This window comes from Mesorhizobium sp. M4B.F.Ca.ET.089.01.1.1 (genome assembly GCF_004022605.1).
Classification (GTDB): Bacteria; Pseudomonadota; Alphaproteobacteria; order Rhizobiales; family Rhizobiaceae; genus Mesorhizobium; species Mesorhizobium abyssinicae.
Window position 1 is genome coordinate 1 of the sequence record NZ_RZOS01000023.1, and the last position, 16927, is coordinate 16927.

The 16927-nt window shown below is 61.0% G+C and carries 15 protein-coding genes; 6 read left to right on the forward strand and 9 right to left on the reverse strand.

Annotated features, from left to right (window positions below):
- Both EN780_RS04275 and EN780_RS38680 read right to left on the reverse strand, forming a co-directional pair.
- Positions 1-777: acyltransferase (locus EN780_RS04275; protein ID WP_133372577.1), on the reverse strand; the 777-nt coding region annotated here is incomplete at its 3' end.
- A 284-nt stretch (positions 778-1061) separates the two neighbouring features.
- Complete coding sequence (locus tag EN780_RS38680) at positions 1062-1217, reverse strand: hypothetical protein (protein ID WP_187331265.1); 156 nt, start codon at positions 1215-1217, stop codon at positions 1062-1064.
- Positions 1218-1243: 26 nt separating this feature from the next.
- Between EN780_RS38680 and EN780_RS04280 the strand changes: the two genes are divergently transcribed.
- On the forward strand, positions 1244-1696 hold the full coding sequence (locus EN780_RS04280; protein WP_245499868.1) for a nuclear transport factor 2 family protein: 453 nt from the start codon (positions 1244-1246) through the stop codon (positions 1694-1696).
- A gap of 216 nt (positions 1697-1912) precedes the next feature.
- Here EN780_RS04280 and EN780_RS04285 read toward each other — a convergent pair whose 3' ends face one another.
- Positions 1913-3169: a GGDEF domain-containing protein gene (locus EN780_RS04285; RefSeq protein ID WP_189556364.1), complete on the reverse strand. Its 1257-nt coding sequence runs from the start codon at positions 3167-3169 to the stop codon at positions 1913-1915.
- A gap of 541 nt (positions 3170-3710) precedes the next feature.
- Between EN780_RS04285 and EN780_RS38685 the strand changes: the two genes are divergently transcribed.
- The 4 genes from EN780_RS38685 (at position 3711) to EN780_RS04305 (ending at position 9100) form a co-directional block, all read left to right on the forward strand.
- Positions 3711-3959 (forward strand): hypothetical protein, encoded by a 249-nt coding sequence (locus tag EN780_RS38685; protein ID WP_189556366.1) that lies wholly within the window; start codon positions 3711-3713, stop codon positions 3957-3959.
- A gap of 155 nt (positions 3960-4114) precedes the next feature.
- Positions 4115-5161, forward strand: coding sequence for a chemotaxis protein CheB (locus EN780_RS04295; RefSeq protein ID WP_245499869.1), 1047 nt, complete (start codon positions 4115-4117; stop codon positions 5159-5161).
- Positions 5115-8723, forward strand: a complete 3609-nt coding sequence (locus tag EN780_RS04300) for a CheR family methyltransferase (RefSeq protein WP_128272304.1) — start codon at positions 5115-5117, stop codon at positions 8721-8723. The genes EN780_RS04295 and EN780_RS04300 overlap by 47 nt, the downstream gene beginning before the upstream one ends.
- The gene (locus EN780_RS04305; RefSeq protein ID WP_128272306.1) at positions 8720-9100 is read left to right on the forward strand and encodes a response regulator; all 381 of its coding nucleotides are present in this window, start codon (positions 8720-8722) and stop codon (positions 9098-9100) included. Before EN780_RS04300 ends, EN780_RS04305 begins: the two co-directional genes overlap by 4 nt.
- A 45-nt stretch (positions 9101-9145) precedes the next feature.
- Here EN780_RS04305 and EN780_RS41305 read toward each other — a convergent pair whose 3' ends face one another.
- Positions 9146-9274, reverse strand: a complete 129-nt coding sequence (locus tag EN780_RS41305; protein WP_281035342.1) for a hypothetical protein — start codon at positions 9272-9274, stop codon at positions 9146-9148.
- 1302 nt (positions 9275-10576) lie between these two features.
- On the opposite strand from EN780_RS41305, the gene EN780_RS04315 reads away from it, so the two are divergent.
- Positions 10577-10894: a YMGG-like glycine zipper-containing protein gene (locus tag EN780_RS04315; protein WP_127282295.1), complete on the forward strand. Its 318-nt coding sequence runs from the start codon at positions 10577-10579 to the stop codon at positions 10892-10894.
- 672 nt (positions 10895-11566) lie between these two features.
- Here EN780_RS04315 and EN780_RS04325 read toward each other — a convergent pair.
- The 5 genes from EN780_RS04325 to EN780_RS04345 all read right to left on the reverse strand — a co-directional run bounded on the left by EN780_RS04325 (position 11567) and on the right by EN780_RS04345 (position 16402).
- Positions 11567-11764, reverse strand: coding sequence for a hypothetical protein (locus tag EN780_RS04325; protein ID WP_127282294.1), 198 nt, complete (start codon positions 11762-11764; stop codon positions 11567-11569).
- A gap of 351 nt (positions 11765-12115) precedes the next feature.
- Entirely contained in the window at positions 12116-13000 is an 885-nt protein-coding gene (locus EN780_RS04330) for a hypothetical protein (protein WP_128272310.1), read from the reverse strand.
- The gene (locus EN780_RS04335; protein WP_187331242.1) at positions 12997-13392 is read right to left on the reverse strand and encodes a phage holin family protein; all 396 of its coding nucleotides are present in this window, start codon (positions 13390-13392) and stop codon (positions 12997-12999) included. The genes EN780_RS04330 and EN780_RS04335 overlap by 4 nt, the downstream gene beginning before the upstream one ends.
- On the reverse strand, positions 13389-13964 hold the full coding sequence (locus EN780_RS04340; RefSeq protein WP_189556369.1) for a hypothetical protein: 576 nt from the start codon (positions 13962-13964) through the stop codon (positions 13389-13391). Before EN780_RS04340 ends, EN780_RS04335 begins: the two co-directional genes overlap by 4 nt.
- Before the next feature lie 326 nt (positions 13965-14290).
- Positions 14291-16402 carry a catalase gene (locus tag EN780_RS04345; RefSeq protein ID WP_128272312.1) on the reverse strand — a complete coding sequence of 704 codons (2112 nt, stop codon included), beginning with the start codon at positions 16400-16402 and terminating at the stop codon, positions 14291-14293.
- Between the last annotated feature and the right edge of the window lie 525 nt (positions 16403-16927).

Consider the following 16927-nt stretch of genomic DNA (forward strand, 5'->3'; position numbering starts at 1 on the left):
TATCAGCAGCTTTCCCAGCCCATATTCGCCGCCATAGGGCAGCGCCGCCAACAGCATGGCCAACGCCAGATAGAGAATGGGCCGTGGCCGGCTCGGATGCAGAACGCCGGCCAAAAGCATCCCGCACAGGAACACCTGCATCTTCAGCGCCAGGAACGACGGCATCGGAAAATGCACCGACATTTGCTCCATCACAAACACGACGAGGCTGCCGAGCGCCGCGATCAGGACGGCGCTCTTTATCCAACCGAGCCTGCGGACAAGCAGCATGACGGCCGGAAAGGCCGCATAGAACTGCATCTCCAGCCCCAGGCTCCAGTCGGGAAGCGGCGTGCGGTAGGCGAAATTCGGCAACAGGCCAAACAGGAACAGAAGATGGGCGACGATGTTCTTCAGGCCGTTGTCGAGGTAACGCTCGGGCGCCTGATGCGATCTCAGCAGGAAGTCGTCGATGACCGTCCTGGATTCGTAGAGAGAGGGGCCGAGCGCCAGCGCCAGGAAAAGCATGACATAAAATAGCGGCGCTATCCTGAAATAGCGGCGCGTCCAGAATTTCAGCCAGGTCTCCGGCTTTTGCCAAGGCTCCTTGTCCTGGCGAAGCTGGTAGTGGAGCACCATCAGGAAACCGGACAGCATGATGAAGAGATCAACGCCGAGATCCGGTTCGCCCAGGATCGGAACACGCCAGCCGGTCAGAAGCAGACAGTGCCCGACAAGCACCCACATCGCGGCAAGCGCCCGAAGCCCGTCCAGGCATTCGACACGGGATCGGGTCATGCCGAACTCCCTGAGAGCGGGAGCGTCAGCAATGCAAATCGTTCATCGAGGCAGGCCGGTGGCCGGGGTGATACTGACACGCCAAAAACCTTGTCAGAAAACCCCGCCGCGAGGAGTTTCGAGCAGGTGCGCTGATATCGCAATGCAACAAATTTTACGCAGTGCAACATGAGTGGAGGTTTGAGGCGATCCGGGTGGAAAGGTGGAAGGCCGGAACTGCCGATCTTCCCCTAGTGGCCCTCGTATCATCGCCGCTTCACCCGCCGGGCATGCCGGCGCCAATATCACCAGTTCCAGAGCCGTGCAGGGGCAGTGAGTGCCAGCAACGCCGGCGACCAATGGTCGAGCTGGCAATCGATCTCGGCTCGGTCCTCGGGGCGCAGATTGGCGGCGATGTAGGAGAGACCACGCAGCGTGGCGGCGATGATGCGGCTGGCCATGAGCGGGCATGCGTTTCTCGGAGGCCTTGACCGGCATCGCCGCCGGTGACCTACTTCGATCATCGAACGTGCACGTTACCAGTTATCCGACGGGAGGAGACGGGCGAATGGACATCCGATCGACGCTGACGGAGTTATGCGACGCCTTCAACGCCCATGATCTCGATCGCATCATGGCGTGCTTTGCCGACGACTGCGTCCTGGAGATGCCCAGGGGCAACAAACCATGGGGTTCCCGCGTCGAAGGCAAGGCAAATGTCCGAGACGCGCTGGCCACGCGTTTCGAAGGCTTGCCCGATGTTCACTATGGCAATGGCGAGCATTTCGTGGATGCGGCAAACAATACCGGCATCTCGAAATGGCTCCTCACCGGCACTGCCCGCGACGGGACGAGAAAGGAAGTCCGCGGTTGCGACTTCTACACGTTCCGCGACGGCAAGGTGATCCGCAAGGACTCGTACTGGAAGATGGTCGAGTAGAACGGCGCGTGCCTCAACTCTAGGCGGTCCACAAGCCGCTCCGCTGATCGTTCGCCACTAGGACTCCATATCCAAAACTTCAAAGGCCGCCAAGCCTGCAGCGGTTAAGATCGACGACTCCACGCATTCGGCAAATCGGCACCGATGAGCGCGAAGGCGACACGAGCGACGATGGATGCTCACCCGGCCGGACCCGAACCGGGGCCTTTGGCGGCATCACTGTGCCCAACGAACAGGTTTACACTCCTCAGAGTCCGGTCTTCGGAGCACAATTCGATTGCGCCCTCTTTCCTTCGCGAGATAGAGCGCTTCGTCGGCGTGGCGCTGTAGCTGTTCCGGTGAGATGGCCTCGTCCGCGGTCTGCATTGCAACTCCAACGCTGAGAGTAACGCGGCGCGCGCGAGTGCCCGGGTTGGGAATGGCTGCGGCCTCAACGCTCGTTCGAATGCGTTCGGCCACGGCGCTCGCCTCTTCCTCCGTCACCCCGGGCAAAAGCACGAGGAACTCTTCGCCGCCGTAGCGGGCCACGTGATCGTGATCGCGCCTGACGTTTTCCTGGATAATCCCGGCGACCTCGACAAGACAGCGGTCGCCTTCGGCATGGCCGAGGTGATCGTTGAGCTTCTTGAAGTGATCGATGTCGCACATGAGCAGTGCCGCACCGTCAAGGCAGCGTTTGTCGCTTCCCCAGATGCGGCTGAGCGTTTCCGTCATCCAGCGCCGGTTGGCGAGGCCGGTGAGCGGATCGGTCCTTGCCAACAGTTCCAACCGCTGGTTCGCCTTGGCCAGTTCGGCAACCCTGCGCCGATCGCGAAGCTCAAACAGGAAAGTCTTCTGCGCCAGAATTGTCATGATGCGTCGCGCGGCGACTGTTGCGAAGATACCGCTGGCGAAGAACAGCGTCCCAGCGGCCGCGCTCCCATGTTCGATGGCGGGGTTCTGAAGCTGAAACACGAGATACAGCCCGAGCGCCAGCCCGGCGATGGCCACCGTCCAGGCCAGCGGGATACCGAAAATGATGATCGCGGTAATGGCCACGAACAGCATGACATTCAATTGCCGTTCATAGAACTCGCCACCAGCTCTTACGCCGACCAATGCGACTGACAACAAGATCAGGAACATCCCTGTGATGAGCGAGGACGCTTCGACCCACGGTGCCTGCGGTTTTCGCCAGAGAAGGACCACGGCCGTCGCGACGGGAGGAATGATTGCGGCCGGCAGAAGCATGCTAGTGGCGACCGCGCCTGGAAGGATCACCATGTTGACCGTCAGGGTGAGCACATCCAACAAAGCCACCCAGATCATCCATGCACGTATGATCTTCGCGGTCTGTGACCAGACACGCGCCCTGAACAGGCGCATGATCTCGCCTTTGAGACGGATGTCGCGCGTGCGGCGAGCCAGAAGCTGGTCAACTTCTGCACCTATGGCGGGGTCATGCTGCTCGTCGGAGGGCACCAGATTTGTCACAACCTTAGGCCTTTTGGACGCTTTCCCCTAACGGTTTTCCAACCAAGCGCGGTGGCGGAATAGGCAAAACATGTCCGGTCTTTCTAAAGATTCGCTTTCCAGTTGAACGAAAATCCCATTCATCCGTGCCTGTCTCGTGAATAGGGTTCAACCGTTCGGGCTCGCGCATCGCCGCTAAGAACAAGCGCTTGGACGAATGCCTGACTGGCGATCGAGGGCGGCGGCTTGGCCCCGGCCCACGAGGGGTATCGAAGCCTGTGGGAACGCAGCAAAAGGACCGTCGCTTGGCGACGAGCCGTCTACCTGCCGGGCGGGAGAGTGTTGTACCGCCTCGCGACCGGTTAAGCCAAGATGGTTATGACCGCGGCTGACGCCAGCTCTGTCAGCTGATCGCCCGTCGCTAAGGCATACGCGCCGAAACTGTCGGCGACGACGCTGATCCTTCTCGGATTGCTCGGATTAGAGGAATTGGTCGGACCGGAAAGGCTGCTAGAAGGCTAGCGGTCCCCGCACCTGCCGTGACATCGCTTCCGATGCGGACATGCAAGCGGCAACAGCGATCCTGTCCAAAGCCATGCAGGACATCGAGGACCTACCGGTCATCCCCCGCGAGGTCGAGGGCATCCTGACGACCTCTCCAAAGGTCTCCATTGCTTCATCGCCGCGCCTTTCGCCAGCCCGCCGTGCGCGCTGCGGCTTCAGCGCAGAACCATCGCTCGCCCTTGCCTGGCGTGATCACCGTTTCGTCGTAATGCTCTTGCCTCCTACCCCATCCATTGCTTCCTTGTGAAGGCAGGTCAGGCGCGCCATGGAACATAAGTCCCCCCTCCCCCATTGTTGATCCGAGGCCGAGGGCGCATTCCGTGACCCTGGTATGGTGCAATGGCCGAAGATCAGAACCCTGTTTCAGCCATAAGCGAGGATGAGACACGCCTTGAGCGACAGGTGACGCCCGCGCCGCGCAACCGCTTCGTCATCGTCATCGGCGCGTCTGCCGGCGGGGTCGAGCCGCTGAAACAGATCGTCGGCGACCTGCCGTCCGATCTGGCGGCGGCGGTGTTCGTGGTGCTGCATGTCGGGCAGGTCAGCTATCTGGCGGAGATCCTCGATCGCGCCGGCCGGCTCAAGACGTTGGTCGCCGAGAACGGCGCCACGTTCAGGACCGGCAGGATCTACGTCGCGCCGCCCGGTTTCCACCTTCTGCTCCATGGCGACCACATGATGTTGCGGCGCGGACCGCGCGAAAACCTTGCCCGGCCGGCCATCGACCCGCTTTTCCGCTCTGCCGCGCTGAGCTACGGCGCTGCCGTCATCGGTGTCCTGTTGTCGGGTTCGCTTTCCGACGGCACGGCGGGCCTGAGGGCGATCAAGGCGGTCGGCGGGCTGGCCCTCGTCCAGCATCCGAAGGACACGCTGGTGCCGGCCATGGTGCAAAGCGCGCTGCACCATGTCGAGGTCGACCACTGCCTGCCCGCGGCTGAACTGGGCGTCTGCCTGGCAAAACTGGCGGCAGAGCCGGCCGGCAAAACCTTGCCCGCCCCGTCAAGCGTCAGGCTGGAAGCGGCGGTCGCCGCTCAGGAGCATTCGACCATGAAAGATGAAGATCGACTCGGCGAATTGTCGGTGTTTACATGTCCGGAATGCCACGGGCCGCTGTGGGAGATCGAAGATGGTGACATGGTTCGCTATCGGTGCCATACCGGCCATGCCTTCACCGCTGACGCGATGATGGAAGCGCAGGCGGTCGAGGCAGACGAGATATTGTGGAGCTTGCTGCGCTCACACCAGCAACGGGCGGCGTTTGCCCGGCGGATGTCCGAACGCGAAAAGAAAAAGTTCCGCTCCGAACTCGCCACACAGCTGGATGAGCGAGCCAGGGAATATGAAGCGGATGCCGCTGTCATCGAGCGCATCCTGGAAAGCAGGCGGGTGCAGGTAACGGACGATGGCGCAGTCACCCAGGAAGGCAACGGGAAGGAAAAGGCGAGGTAATCCAAGCGACGGCACGGGAGCGCCTGTCAATGGGTCCTTCCCAATCGTCGGTATAGGCGCATCGGCAGGTGGCATCGGGGCATTGCAAAAATTCTTTCCCGAGGTTCCGGCCGACAGTGGCTTTGCCTATGTGGTGATCCAGCATCTCGACGCCGAGCATGAAAGCGTGCTCGCTAGCATCATCCAGCGCTGCACCTCGATCGAAACGCAGACCGCAGCCGAGGGCATAGAGATCGAGCCGGACAAGATCTACGTGATCCCGCCAGGGGTTTCGGTGACTGTCGAGGACCATCGCTTTCACGTCGCCAAGATGGCGACCACGCGCGCCCGGCGAACGCCGATCGACGACTTCTTCACCTCGCTTGCCCACGAGCAGTCCGAAAACGCCGCCGGGGTCATTCTCTCGGGAACCGGCAGCGACGGCACGATTGGCCTGCGGGCGATCAAGGAACGCGGCGGGCTCACGCTGGCGCAGGAAAGCGCCGAATATGATGGCATGATGCGTAGCGCCGTCCAGAGCGGCCTCGTCGACATGGTGCTTCGGGCCGAGGACATGGCCGGCAAGCTGGTGAGTTATTTTCGCCATTCGAGCCGCTCTGACGGCGAGCGCGATCGCCACAATCGCGACGTCGCCGAACAGCTTTCGCGGATCGCCGCCTTGCTTCGCATGCGCACGGGCCATGATTTCAGCGGCTACAAGGACAACACCATCCTGAGGCGCATCCAGCGCCGCATGCAGGTGCTGCAGATCGACGATCCGGCCGCCTTCTACGAACGGTTGCGCGAGGAGCCGCAGCAGGTCGATCTCCTGTTCCAGGATCTCCTGATCGGTGTGACCAGCTTCTTCCGCGACGCGCATGCCTTCGATGCGCTGGAGCGGCTTGTCGTTCCAAAGCTCTTCGAGGGCCGCAAGCCCGACGAGACGATCAGGGTCTGGGTGCCGGGCTGCGCCACCGGCGAGGAAGCCTATTCGATCGCCATGCTGCTCAAGGAGAACGCGCCGCGCGGTGCCGCTTCGCCCAACCTGCAGATATTCGCCACCGACATCGACGAGCGTGCGTTGGAAGTGGCGCGCGCCGGTCGTTATCCCGCGACCATCGCAACCGACATCACGCCGAAGCGGCTGAAGGAATTCTTCTCGCGCGAGGACGGCACTTATCGTGTCGCGTCCGAGCTTCGCGAGGTATGCTTGTTTTCGTCGCATAATCTGCTGCGCGACCCGCCCTTTTCCAAGCTCGACTTGGTCGCCTGCCGCAACCTTCTAATCTACATGGGTCCGGAACTGCAGGAGAAGATCGTTCCAATCTTTCACTACGCCTTGCGCAACAACGGCTATCTCTTCCTCGGATCCTCCGAGAACGTCACTCGTCACGTGCGCCTGTTCTCGACAGTCGACAAGCCGAGCCGCCTGTTCCAGAAGCGTGCTGGCGTCACGGCGCAGCGGCTGCCCGAATTCCCGCTCGCCGCCGCGACCCGGCAGGCCCCTCATGTGCGCCAACGCGCGACCGGCGGAACCCTCCAGGAGAGCGCCGAACGGCTGCTGCTCGACCGCTATTCGCCCGCCTATGTAGTCATCAACGCGGCCGGCGAGCTGATCCACAGCTCGGGCGGCACCGGGAAATATCTGGAGCTCGCCGCCGGCGCTCCCGACTCCAACGTCTTTTCCATGGCCCGGCGCGGCCTGCGGATGGACCTGAGGGCCGCTCTGCATAAGGCGGTGAGCACGGGCCAGGTGGCGATCCAGAACAAGATCACAGTCGGCACCAACGGCGGCCGCCAAACAATCAGCCTTGTCGTGCAACCGCTGCCGACCGAGAGCGGTGCGGACCCACTCTATATGCTGGTGTTTCGTGATGTCGGCGGTATCAAGCCGGAGTCCGAAAGCGAGCCCGTCCATACCACCGACGATGTCGAAAGCGCCAATGTCAGCCAGCTCGAGAAGGAGCTAAGGGAGACCAGGGAGCGCCTGCAGATCACGACAGAGGAGCTCGAATCCTCCAATGAGGAGTTGAAATCCTCCAACGAGGAGCTGTCTTCGATCAACGAGGAGCTGCAGTCTTCCAACGAGGAGCTGGAGACCTCGAAGGAGGAGCTGCAGTCGATCAACGAGGAACTGCAGACCGTCAACGCCGAGCTCAACATCCGCGTCGACGAGCTCAGTCGCGCCAACAACGACATGGCGAACCTGCTCGAAAGCACGCAGATCGCGACCGTGTTCCTCGACCGCGACCTCTGCATCAAGAGCTTCACGCCGACGGCGCGGGACCTGTTCAGGCTGGTCGAAAGCGATGTCGGCCGGCCGCTCGCGCATGTCCGTCCGCGGTTTCTCGCCGACGGCCTGCAGTCCGACATTGAGCAGGTGCTGCAGAAGCTTGGCACCATCGAGCGGCAGGTGGAAGGCATCGACAATGGCAGACGCTACATCATGCGCGTGATGCCATACCGCACCGTCGACAATGTCATCGCCGGCGTGGTCGTCACCTTTGTCGACGTCACCCAGATCGCCCGGGCGGAAGAAAAGATCGGCGCGCTTTCGCACGACCTGCGCAACCGCGTCGAAAGCCTGGAAACCCTGCTCGATCTTGTGCCTGTCGGCATCTTCATTGCCGAGGACGGCAACGGCGAAGAGATCCGCGGCAACCGCCACGCGGTGGAGCTCGCCGGTCGGCCCGCCACGGACGGCAAGCTCAGTTCCATGCCCGCCATCCTGCCGCTGATGATGCACGGCACCGTGGTCGACGCCGCTGATCAACCCTTGCTGAAGGCGATGCGGACAGGCAAGCCCATTCCCGGTTTCGAGGCGCGGATCGCGCGCACCAAGGGCGGCAGCGTCGACGTCATGATGTCGGCCAATCCGCTGTTCGACGAGCTTGGCAAGGTGCGCGGAGCGATTGCTGCCGTAATCGACATATCCAGCCACAAGGATGCCGAGCGCAACCAGGAGCGGCTGCTGCACGAATTGCAGCATCGCGTGAAGAACATCCTCGCCACTGTCACCGCGCTCACCTCTCGCATGGTGCGTTCATCGGGCACGCTCAACGATTTCGCGAGCGCCTTCCACGCTCGCCTGCAGGCGATGGCCCGCACGCACGAGTTGCTGGCTTCCTACCAATGGGGAGGCGCCGATCTCGAAAAGCTGGTGCGGGCGACCCTGTCTCCCTATGGCGGCAAGGAAGGCCAGAGCCTCGTCGTTCAGGGCGAGCCGTTCCAGCTCAATGCCAGCGCGGCTGCCACGCTCGGCCTGGTCTTCTTCGAGCTGGCCAGCAACGCCGCCAAATACGGCGCGCTTTCCACCGAAAAAGGCCGCGTGGAGGTTTCCTGGCGCGTCGATGGATCGCAAATGCTGTCGATCGCCTGGAAAGAGAGCGGCGGACCGAGGGTGAAGGAGCCGTCGAAGACAAGCTTTGGAACCACTTTCATCCAGCAGAGTTTGGAGTACGAGCTAGGTGGAAATGTGGATCTGCGTTTCAAAAGGGCCGGCCTGGAGTGCTTGTTGAGCATTCCGCTGCCCAAGTCGGCAATGATCGACTATTTATCCCTGCCTGCTCCAGGCAAGGTATGAATGAGCAAACGTCTCTTTCAGGGCTCAACGTTCTCGTCGTCGAGGATGCGTTCCTTGTCGCGCTGGACCTTTCCGATCAGTTGACGGATTCGGGATGCCAGGTGATCGGGCCCGCCGCCTCGGTGGAGCAGGCCCTGCGCGAGATCGATGGCGTCGAACTCGATGGCGCCGTCCTGGACGTCAATCTGAATGGCGAGCGGAGCTTTCCGATAGCCGAATTGCTGACCGCGCGCGGCATCCCCTTCCTGTTCCTGACCGGCTATGACAGCTCGACCGTCTTTCCCGATGCGTTCCGGCAGTCGCCCAGATTGTCGAAACCCGTTGACCCCAAGGCGTTGACCGAGGCGGTCGCACATTTCCGCAGGCACGACGGCTGATCGTCCCCTTCCGTGACGGGAAGGAGGCGGGTCACACAGCGTTGGTCAACCTTTTTCGGCGCCGGGTAGGTCGATGCCTGCCGGACAAGCAGTGTCACCCGGTATGATGGACAGCGAAATTCGGGCGATCAGCATCTCGTGAAACCAGTTACGCCCGATGACCTGATCAGGCATATGATCGATCTTACCTAGTTCACCGGCCCTGTGCCGTTCCACCGGACGAACGCGACTCCCTTCCCGTGACGTCACGCACTGTCTTCAACATGCAGGACTTGGAGGATCGGTAGTGTCGCACAATGGCGATGTCAGCGGGCCGACGATGCTTAGATGCAGCCGCTCCGGCGTCGCCAGGAATTGGCTTAGTTGCCCGGTGCTGCTTGGGTGGCGACCTTCTGCGAGGATCGCCCCACCTTATTGTTCCTATGGAGTCGCCTTAGCAAAGAGCAGGCTATGCTAAGTTGCCACCGGCTATCGTCAGGCGGCGTTCGATTCCGCATATCCCGCAGGCTTCTTCACCCCGCCGGTGCCATCGCACTCAGCGCATGTCACGGTAATTCCAGGACATCTGTGCTGATGCGTGCCCGCCGGGCAGCAATGACCATTCGAGCTTCGCCATCTCGGACAATCAAACATCGTGCCGGTGCCACCGCAGCCTTGGCACTCGCCGATCTCAAATAACGCCAACCCCATTTTGCCCAACCATGCATGCGCTGCCTGGCAACGCCGCTACCCCACGTTCAACAACGGGTCCCCACCGCCAACTAATGACATTACCGTAGGGCAATTAAGGATTTTCTAAAACAGGGAATCTGGGAGTTGTCTCCAGTCCCTGTTGAAATGCCGCAAATTGTTCTGGGAAACGATGGGCGAGATACCGCACCACCTTGGGACTGTCCATCAGGCGGTTGATATACCCTCGCGCCGCCACAAGTTCGTTTGGGGGTAGCATGGGCGGTGCCTGCTTCCCAGGCCGCGCAAAGAAATATCGCGAACCGTTGCATTATGGGGCAGCACCCGGATCAGCACCGAAACTTCAGCCCCCAACAGCCGGCGCTTGCGGGATGGCCAGTGAGAGTATCCGTATCCGATCGGGACAATCCGGCGGCGTCGCTCATTGGTTGCTTGAAGGCCGAATGAAGCTGGTGCGGGTCATCGTCACCATTCCAGAGGATGTCCTCCACCAGATCAACCAAGCGGAACGTCATGGTTACAGCCCCTCCGGCTTTCTGACTGCCGCTGCGAAAATGGCGATGCGGACCGAGGCGGCCTGGCGCTTTCGCAACCTGATTCAAGCCGAAGCGTTATCGTGCTGTTCGCGCAGGGCGTTTGCACTTTGGCGACCACGATCCTCAAGAGCCGAGAAACCATGTCTTACTTCGTGAGGAAAACCGCCTACGTTCCGCCGCAATGCGCCAGCAACTGGCAACCATTCGCCCCCAATTTCAGTCTCTGGGGCGCTTCAGAGGAGTTCTAGAGATGATCATCAAGAAGGCCATTCTGGCCGTGCTCATGACCGCGGCACTTGCCGGCTGCGAAACGCAGACCGAAAGCCAGCAGCGAGCCACCACCGGCGCGCTGGTTGGCGGCGCCGGCGGCGCGTTGGTCGGCCAGGCGATCGGCGGCAACACCAAGAGCACGGTCATCGGCGCGGCGGGCGGCGCGCTGCTCGGCGCGGTCGTCGGCTCGGCCACGACGCCGCAGCGCCGCGGCGAGCAGCTCTGCCGCTATCAGGATCGCTATGGCCGCATCTACACCGCGCCCTGCGACGACCGGTACTACAACGGCGATTATTGAACCCAGACATTTGACTGGGGAGGCCAGCGTTTGGCGCTGGCCTCCTCGTAGGGTCATTCTTTGTACGGTTCTCGATGTAGAAGGAGTCTGGCGGCGCAATCTGCGGAGGATTGAACGACAAACCCTGCCGGCACCCTGAAAATCCGAAGCAAGCAAGCGGTGAAGCGGCTGATCGGCTACGAGAGCCGCAACTTGCTGACGCATCCGCCAGATCGAGGCGTTGCCTTTCTCGAGTCGGGCAACCGCAAGGCCTCCGACGAGATCGAGATCTCGCCGGGCTGGAATCGCTATTGGAAATCCCGAACTATCGCTCGGTCGACTTCCCGACTTCGATGTCTGCCAGCACCGCACCGACGAGCAATCCTCCGTCGCCATCGCCGACCAGGTGCTAGAGCATTGTGCAGCGGCCGGGGGCGGCGGTTGGCGGCTGGGCGATGGTCGCCACCCTGTTCCTGTTCAGGGTCCATGCCAGGCCGCACGACTACAACCGCCGGACGCCGGGTCAAAAGGCGGCTTTGCTGAGGAGCCCATGGCGTATTTCGGCGCGCCCCGTTCGCGCTGCCCCTTTCCGAAAGCAAGGTTTGGCGGCGGCGCTCTTGCCGTCATCCGCGTGTTGTCGGCACCCAGTGGCAATGCGCATGACGCGGGCGGCGGGGCCGATCACGTCGGCATTCAGGCTATCTTAGCAGCAATGAGGGCTTGGGCCAGCGGACCAAGTTCTTCGATCATCTCTGATGCAGGGATGCGCGCCTCACTCGCTGCCATGTTCAGGTTGAACAAATGGGTTCCCATGCTCAATCCCTTCAGGTCTGGGTGGTTCAGACTGCTGGCAACGTATTTGTCGAACAGTTGGCGTGCGCGTTCCGACATCATACATCCCCGTGCTTTCCGCTAAGCATAGGCGGTTTCGCCTAGGGCTTCAAACGCCACATCAATTTTCTGAAATTCAAACTGAGACACTTTCCAGGACCTGCGCGGCTGGCTCACAGCCGATGTAGGTATAACTCGGCAGTTGAGCAAACGCGCAAAGGGCGACTAGGCGGAGGCTGTTCTCACGTGTGGCAAGGGCAACCTTTTGGCGGGCCAGCTATATGCCGCTACAATGGTCGGAGAGTATCTTGACGCGGTTCCACCTCATGACCGGGTTGGACGAGGCTGCTTTGCAGAGTCAGATTCTCTTCGCCAGAGTGACGGACAGCGTTAGACCAGGTTGCGGGGACGCTATGACGCACCTTGGGAAGACCCCTCCGACGACTCGGGCAACCGGTCGCGTATGGCTTCCTCGGTTTTTTCTACCGTCGATTTCACGACTTTGCCGACCTGGCCTGCTAGCGTGGCGGCATCTCCACCAGAGCCTTGCCGGTCGGCCTCTTCCTTGACAGTGTCGTAGGCTTCGGCGGCGACTTGCTTTACCTGCTCGAGGCCTGTTTCGAAAGCCTTCTCTGCGGTGTCGCGAAGTTTGTCGCTGTAGCCGCCAAGCTGTTCATCTTCCGTGGTCGTGCGGGGCAGCATCGTGCCCAGCGCAGTGCCAAGGACAAGGCCAACTGCTGCGACTGCCAGCGGTTCTCGTTCCAATATATCCTGTGCCGATTGACGTGCCCGGGCCTTCATCTCACTAGCGCCTGATCCAAGCTGCCCGGCCGAACCCGTGATCCCTTCCATTGCGCCCGTTGCGGCGTTGGCCGCAGTTGTGATCGCATCGCTTGCAGCTGATGCAACTGAGTCCGCAGTATCGGAGAGCATCGCCGCAATTCCGGAACCTTCGCTGTCCTCATTGAGCTCATCGACGGGTCGGTCGGACAGGGAGTCGCTTGGCCTCATGCCTGTATGGTTGCCAGCCGCTGAAGTGGTCGCTGACGCCCCGTTGCCAAGCATTAGCCAGGCCAGGCCGGCTCCAACCAACGTTAGCGGCAGCGGGTTGTCCCTGACCTGCGCCTTGAGATTGCCAAGCATGGCGGCTCCCTCACCGCCGGCAAACATTCCGGTAAATTCATCGATCAATTGACCGGGAGTCATCCTGCTGCGGATGGAATCAGCGGTGTCCACGACTTTCGCCCGGGCGATATCGGCATCTCGTTCCAGCTCGGCTGCGGATTTCTCGCTCATTTTATTTGTTCCTTGATCACGCGTGCGTCACGCTTGAGTTGGTCTTGTGTCCGATCCGGCGTCAGCTCAGAAGGGGCCATGCTTGCTGTGCCGCTGCGCAACAGAAAGATGCCCAGGATTGCGACAGCGATACCGACGAGAAGCGAGGACCACCCCGGTCCCAGACCGGCATTCGCCAATGCGATCACGAGAGCTTGCAAGAGCACGATCAAGGCGGCGAGAATGCAAATCGCGCCGCCCAAAAACTCGACCGCACCCGCGCCGACCTTGCTCAGGCTTTCCGACATCTCAGCCCGCAATAGCCGGCTTTCGGTTTGAAGCAGCGTCGTGACCTGCTGTGCCAGATCGCCGATGAGGGTGGTGAGACCGCGATTGTCCTGATTACCGATCATGGCTCTCCTCCGTGCTTGCGGCCCCGGTCATCGCCAGCCGGGCTGGAGCGGGGCTGCGTCGGTTCAGTTGTCCCCGACGGCCGCGATCCAAAACTTTCGACAGGGCGTGATGAGCTCTTGATGAACCTCCCCAGCGCCAAGCCTGCCAACACTGAACCGGCGATCAGCGCCCCGGAATTTTCGCGGCCGAACGATTGGATCTCGCCAAGAACCTCTTCGCATGGCTTGTCCCGTAATGAAGTTGAAAGCCGTTCGAGGCCGCCCGCGGCATCGAGGACGAACTTCGATGCGGTTCGTTGATCGTTGTTGGCAAGGTGTTCGCTTGCCGCTCGCAGCGCTCCGCCAAAGACCCTCAGGTTGGCGCTGACATCGTGTTGTGTTCCCTCCGCCTTGTTGAACAACGCCTGCTTTGCTTCCGAGGCATAGTCGCTCGCCTTTCTGGTGAGTTCATCGCGAGCACTATGCAGCGCTTCTGTCGCGGTCTGCGTTGCCTGCTGGAAGGTTTCGGACAGTTCGCTTTTGGCTGTTTCGAAATCGGCCGGCTTACGGCCGTGATCGTCTTCGCGCTGCATGGGATCTCCTAATGGATTCCGAGGAAGGAGAGGATCGCAAGCACGACGACGACAAAGCCGATCAGGTAAATGACGCTGTTCATGGCAGCAATCTCCTCGATTGGATATCGAACTTACCGGCGACCATCAGGTTCCATCCGTTTTCACTAAATTAGCGAGATCGATTCCTGCGACTCATCCGCCGAGCCGCGCGCGGGGTCGCTAGCGCCCTGGCCAAGGCGCTTACCGTGCCGCTTCGGTGGTGCCCAAGTGGATGCCGAGGGAACTGTTTCTGAGCTGAGATGCAGGGAAGGTCTCACCGAGACAACAGTCGTCCCCACCCTCTTCTAGAGCTTGACGGCCGGTTCCCTCCCCCAGAGACGCAGTCTCCGGCAGGATTGCACGAACGTGTTTATCCCGCTCACTCCGTCGAGCGATATCAGCCCTTCGTCTGCGTCGGTTGCAACCCCGGCTTTGACAAAAAGCGGGGAGGAAGACTGGACAAAGGCGATGAACTTGAGATGAGCAAAGGCGTCCGCCACGAAGTCCCGCGCTGCTGACTCTCTGGCTAGCCGATCTGCTCCCTCTTCCGACAACAGGACAGCTATGGCATCGAACAGGACGGAGGGTCCTCCGTCGATCATATGCCTGGCTTCGATCCAGCTTCCATCCCCGGCTTCGACACCGCCGACTTTCGGGGCAACCACCTCTATCGTCGCACCTTCCTTCTCAATCGCCGATTGCAGCTTCTTCAGCAACGCGGCATCGGTGCCGGAACTCACCAGCACGCCGACCTTGCGTCCCGCGAAACTGTCTGGCCCATTCTCGATTATGCTGAGCGCCGGTGAGGGTTCGAGATCGTCCCTTGGCACGACAGCGGCATCCGCCGGCTTGGGCATTTCTTGTATGCCGAGCTTGCCAGCGACGGTCACGCCCAATCCTTCGTCGATATTGAGGAGATGCGAGACCATCCGCTCGCGGATGACTGGGGTCTCCACCTTGCTCAGTTCGAAGGTCAAAGCCATTGCGATGTGACGTTGTTCGGGTGGCGTCTGGCTGTTGAAGAATTGCCGCGCCTGGCTGTAGTGATCGGCGAAACTTTCCGCCCGCAGGCGGACTTTCTGGCCTTCCTCCGCGTCCGCAAAAGACCGAAATCCGCGCTGTGGTGACTCCCTGGGTCCTTCTCCGAAAGAGTTCGGCTGGTAGTTCGCCCGGCCAACAGGGTTGCGCATTGCCATATGCCCATCTTGCTGGAAGTGGTGGAAAGGACATTTGGGCGCATTGATCGGAATATGGGTGAAGTTCGCACTGCCAAGGCGTTTCAGCTGCGTGTCCAGATACGAGAAGTTCCGCCCCTGAAGCAGCGGGTCGTTCGAGAAGTCGACGCCAGGTGGAACGTTTTGCGTCATGAATGCTACCTGCTCGGTCTCGGCAAAGAAATTGTCCGGCATGCGGTCGAGAACGAGGCGACCGACAGGAATTGGCTCGAGCTCTTCCTCCGGAATGATCTTCGTCGGATCCAGGACGTCAAAAGCGAAACTGTCGGCGAAGGCCTGGTCGAAGAGCTGAACCCGCAGCTCCCACTCAGGGAAATTGCCCGACTGGATTGCCTGCCACAGATCGCGGCGATGGAAATCCGGATCGGCGCCGTTGATCTTCACGGCCTCGTTCCAGACCACCGACTGCAGGCCAAGCTTCGGCTTCCAGTGAAACTTGACGAAGGTCGACTCATCCTTCGCGTTCAGGAAGCGAAAGGTGTGCACCCCGAACCCTTCCATGAATCGGAAGGAGCGCGGGATAGCGCGATCCGACATCACCCACATGATCATGTGCATGGATTCGGGCGTCAGCGAAATAAAATCCCAGAAATTGTCATGCGCGGACTGGGCTTGGGGAAAGGCCCGGTCCGGCTCCTCCTTGACGGCATGCACCATGTCCGGAAACTTGATGGCGTCCTGGATGAAGAAGACCGGGATGTTATTGCCGACGATGTCCCAGTTCCCTTCTTTGGTGTAGAGCTTGACCGCGAAGCCCCGGACGTCGCGCGCCAGATCGAACGAGCCCTTGGATCCGGCAACGGTGGAGAACCGGACGAAGGCCGGCGTCTTCTCGCCGGCGCGCTGAAAGATGTCGGCGCGGGTGTATTTGGCGAGCGAGTCATAGGTTTCGAAATAGCCGTGCGCGCCGTAGCCACGAGCATGCACGACACGCTCGGGAATCCGCTCGTGGTCGAAGTGGAAAATCTTCTCGCGGAAGTGGAAATCTTCCAGGACCGTCGGCCCCCGCTCGCCGATCCTCAGCGAGTTCTGGTCATCCGAGACCAAGCCGCCCTGCGCAGTGGTGAGCACTGCGTTGTCATCCCCTGCGATCTGGTGAAGCTCTCCCCCATTGCCCCGCACAAGCTTTTGGTCATGGATTATCGCGGACTTGCCTGAGGGCCGTTTTGCCGTCTTTACCATTGTGATTTTCCCAAGGATCGAGGAGCAGGTTGAACTCTCTCAATGCCGGGGTGCACACTAGGTTCCTGAAAACTCCAGACCTGCGGAAAGGTCTCGCATCTCGAGCACGTCGAGTTTTTCGTTGAATGGAGCGCAAGAGGCTTTGGGATCCGCGGGGGCAGCCGGTCTCGTCGGAAGCCGCTTGCCCCTGCGTCGACGGCACTAGCCGTCCTGCGCCTAGCTGACTAGCCAATGCGACCGATGTCCACGAAATCTCCTCGGGGAACCTGCGTCGCAGTCGAAGGTTCTTGGTGATGGCAAATCACCCAATCTATGAGCGTGCTCACCTCGATCGGCACGTTGATCTCTCGTCCCGCCGCCTACCTGGCTCGCGGGAACGTGTGCGGCGCGCTTGCGTTATCTGGGACGCTTGGAACATAGGTTCGGAGACCTGAGAAGGCGGGTTATGAAAAACCCAGAGGCGTACGCCCCGCTGCACGCGAGCTTCCTCGTGAACGCTATACCAGGCCAGGGGCGCCGGGGAGC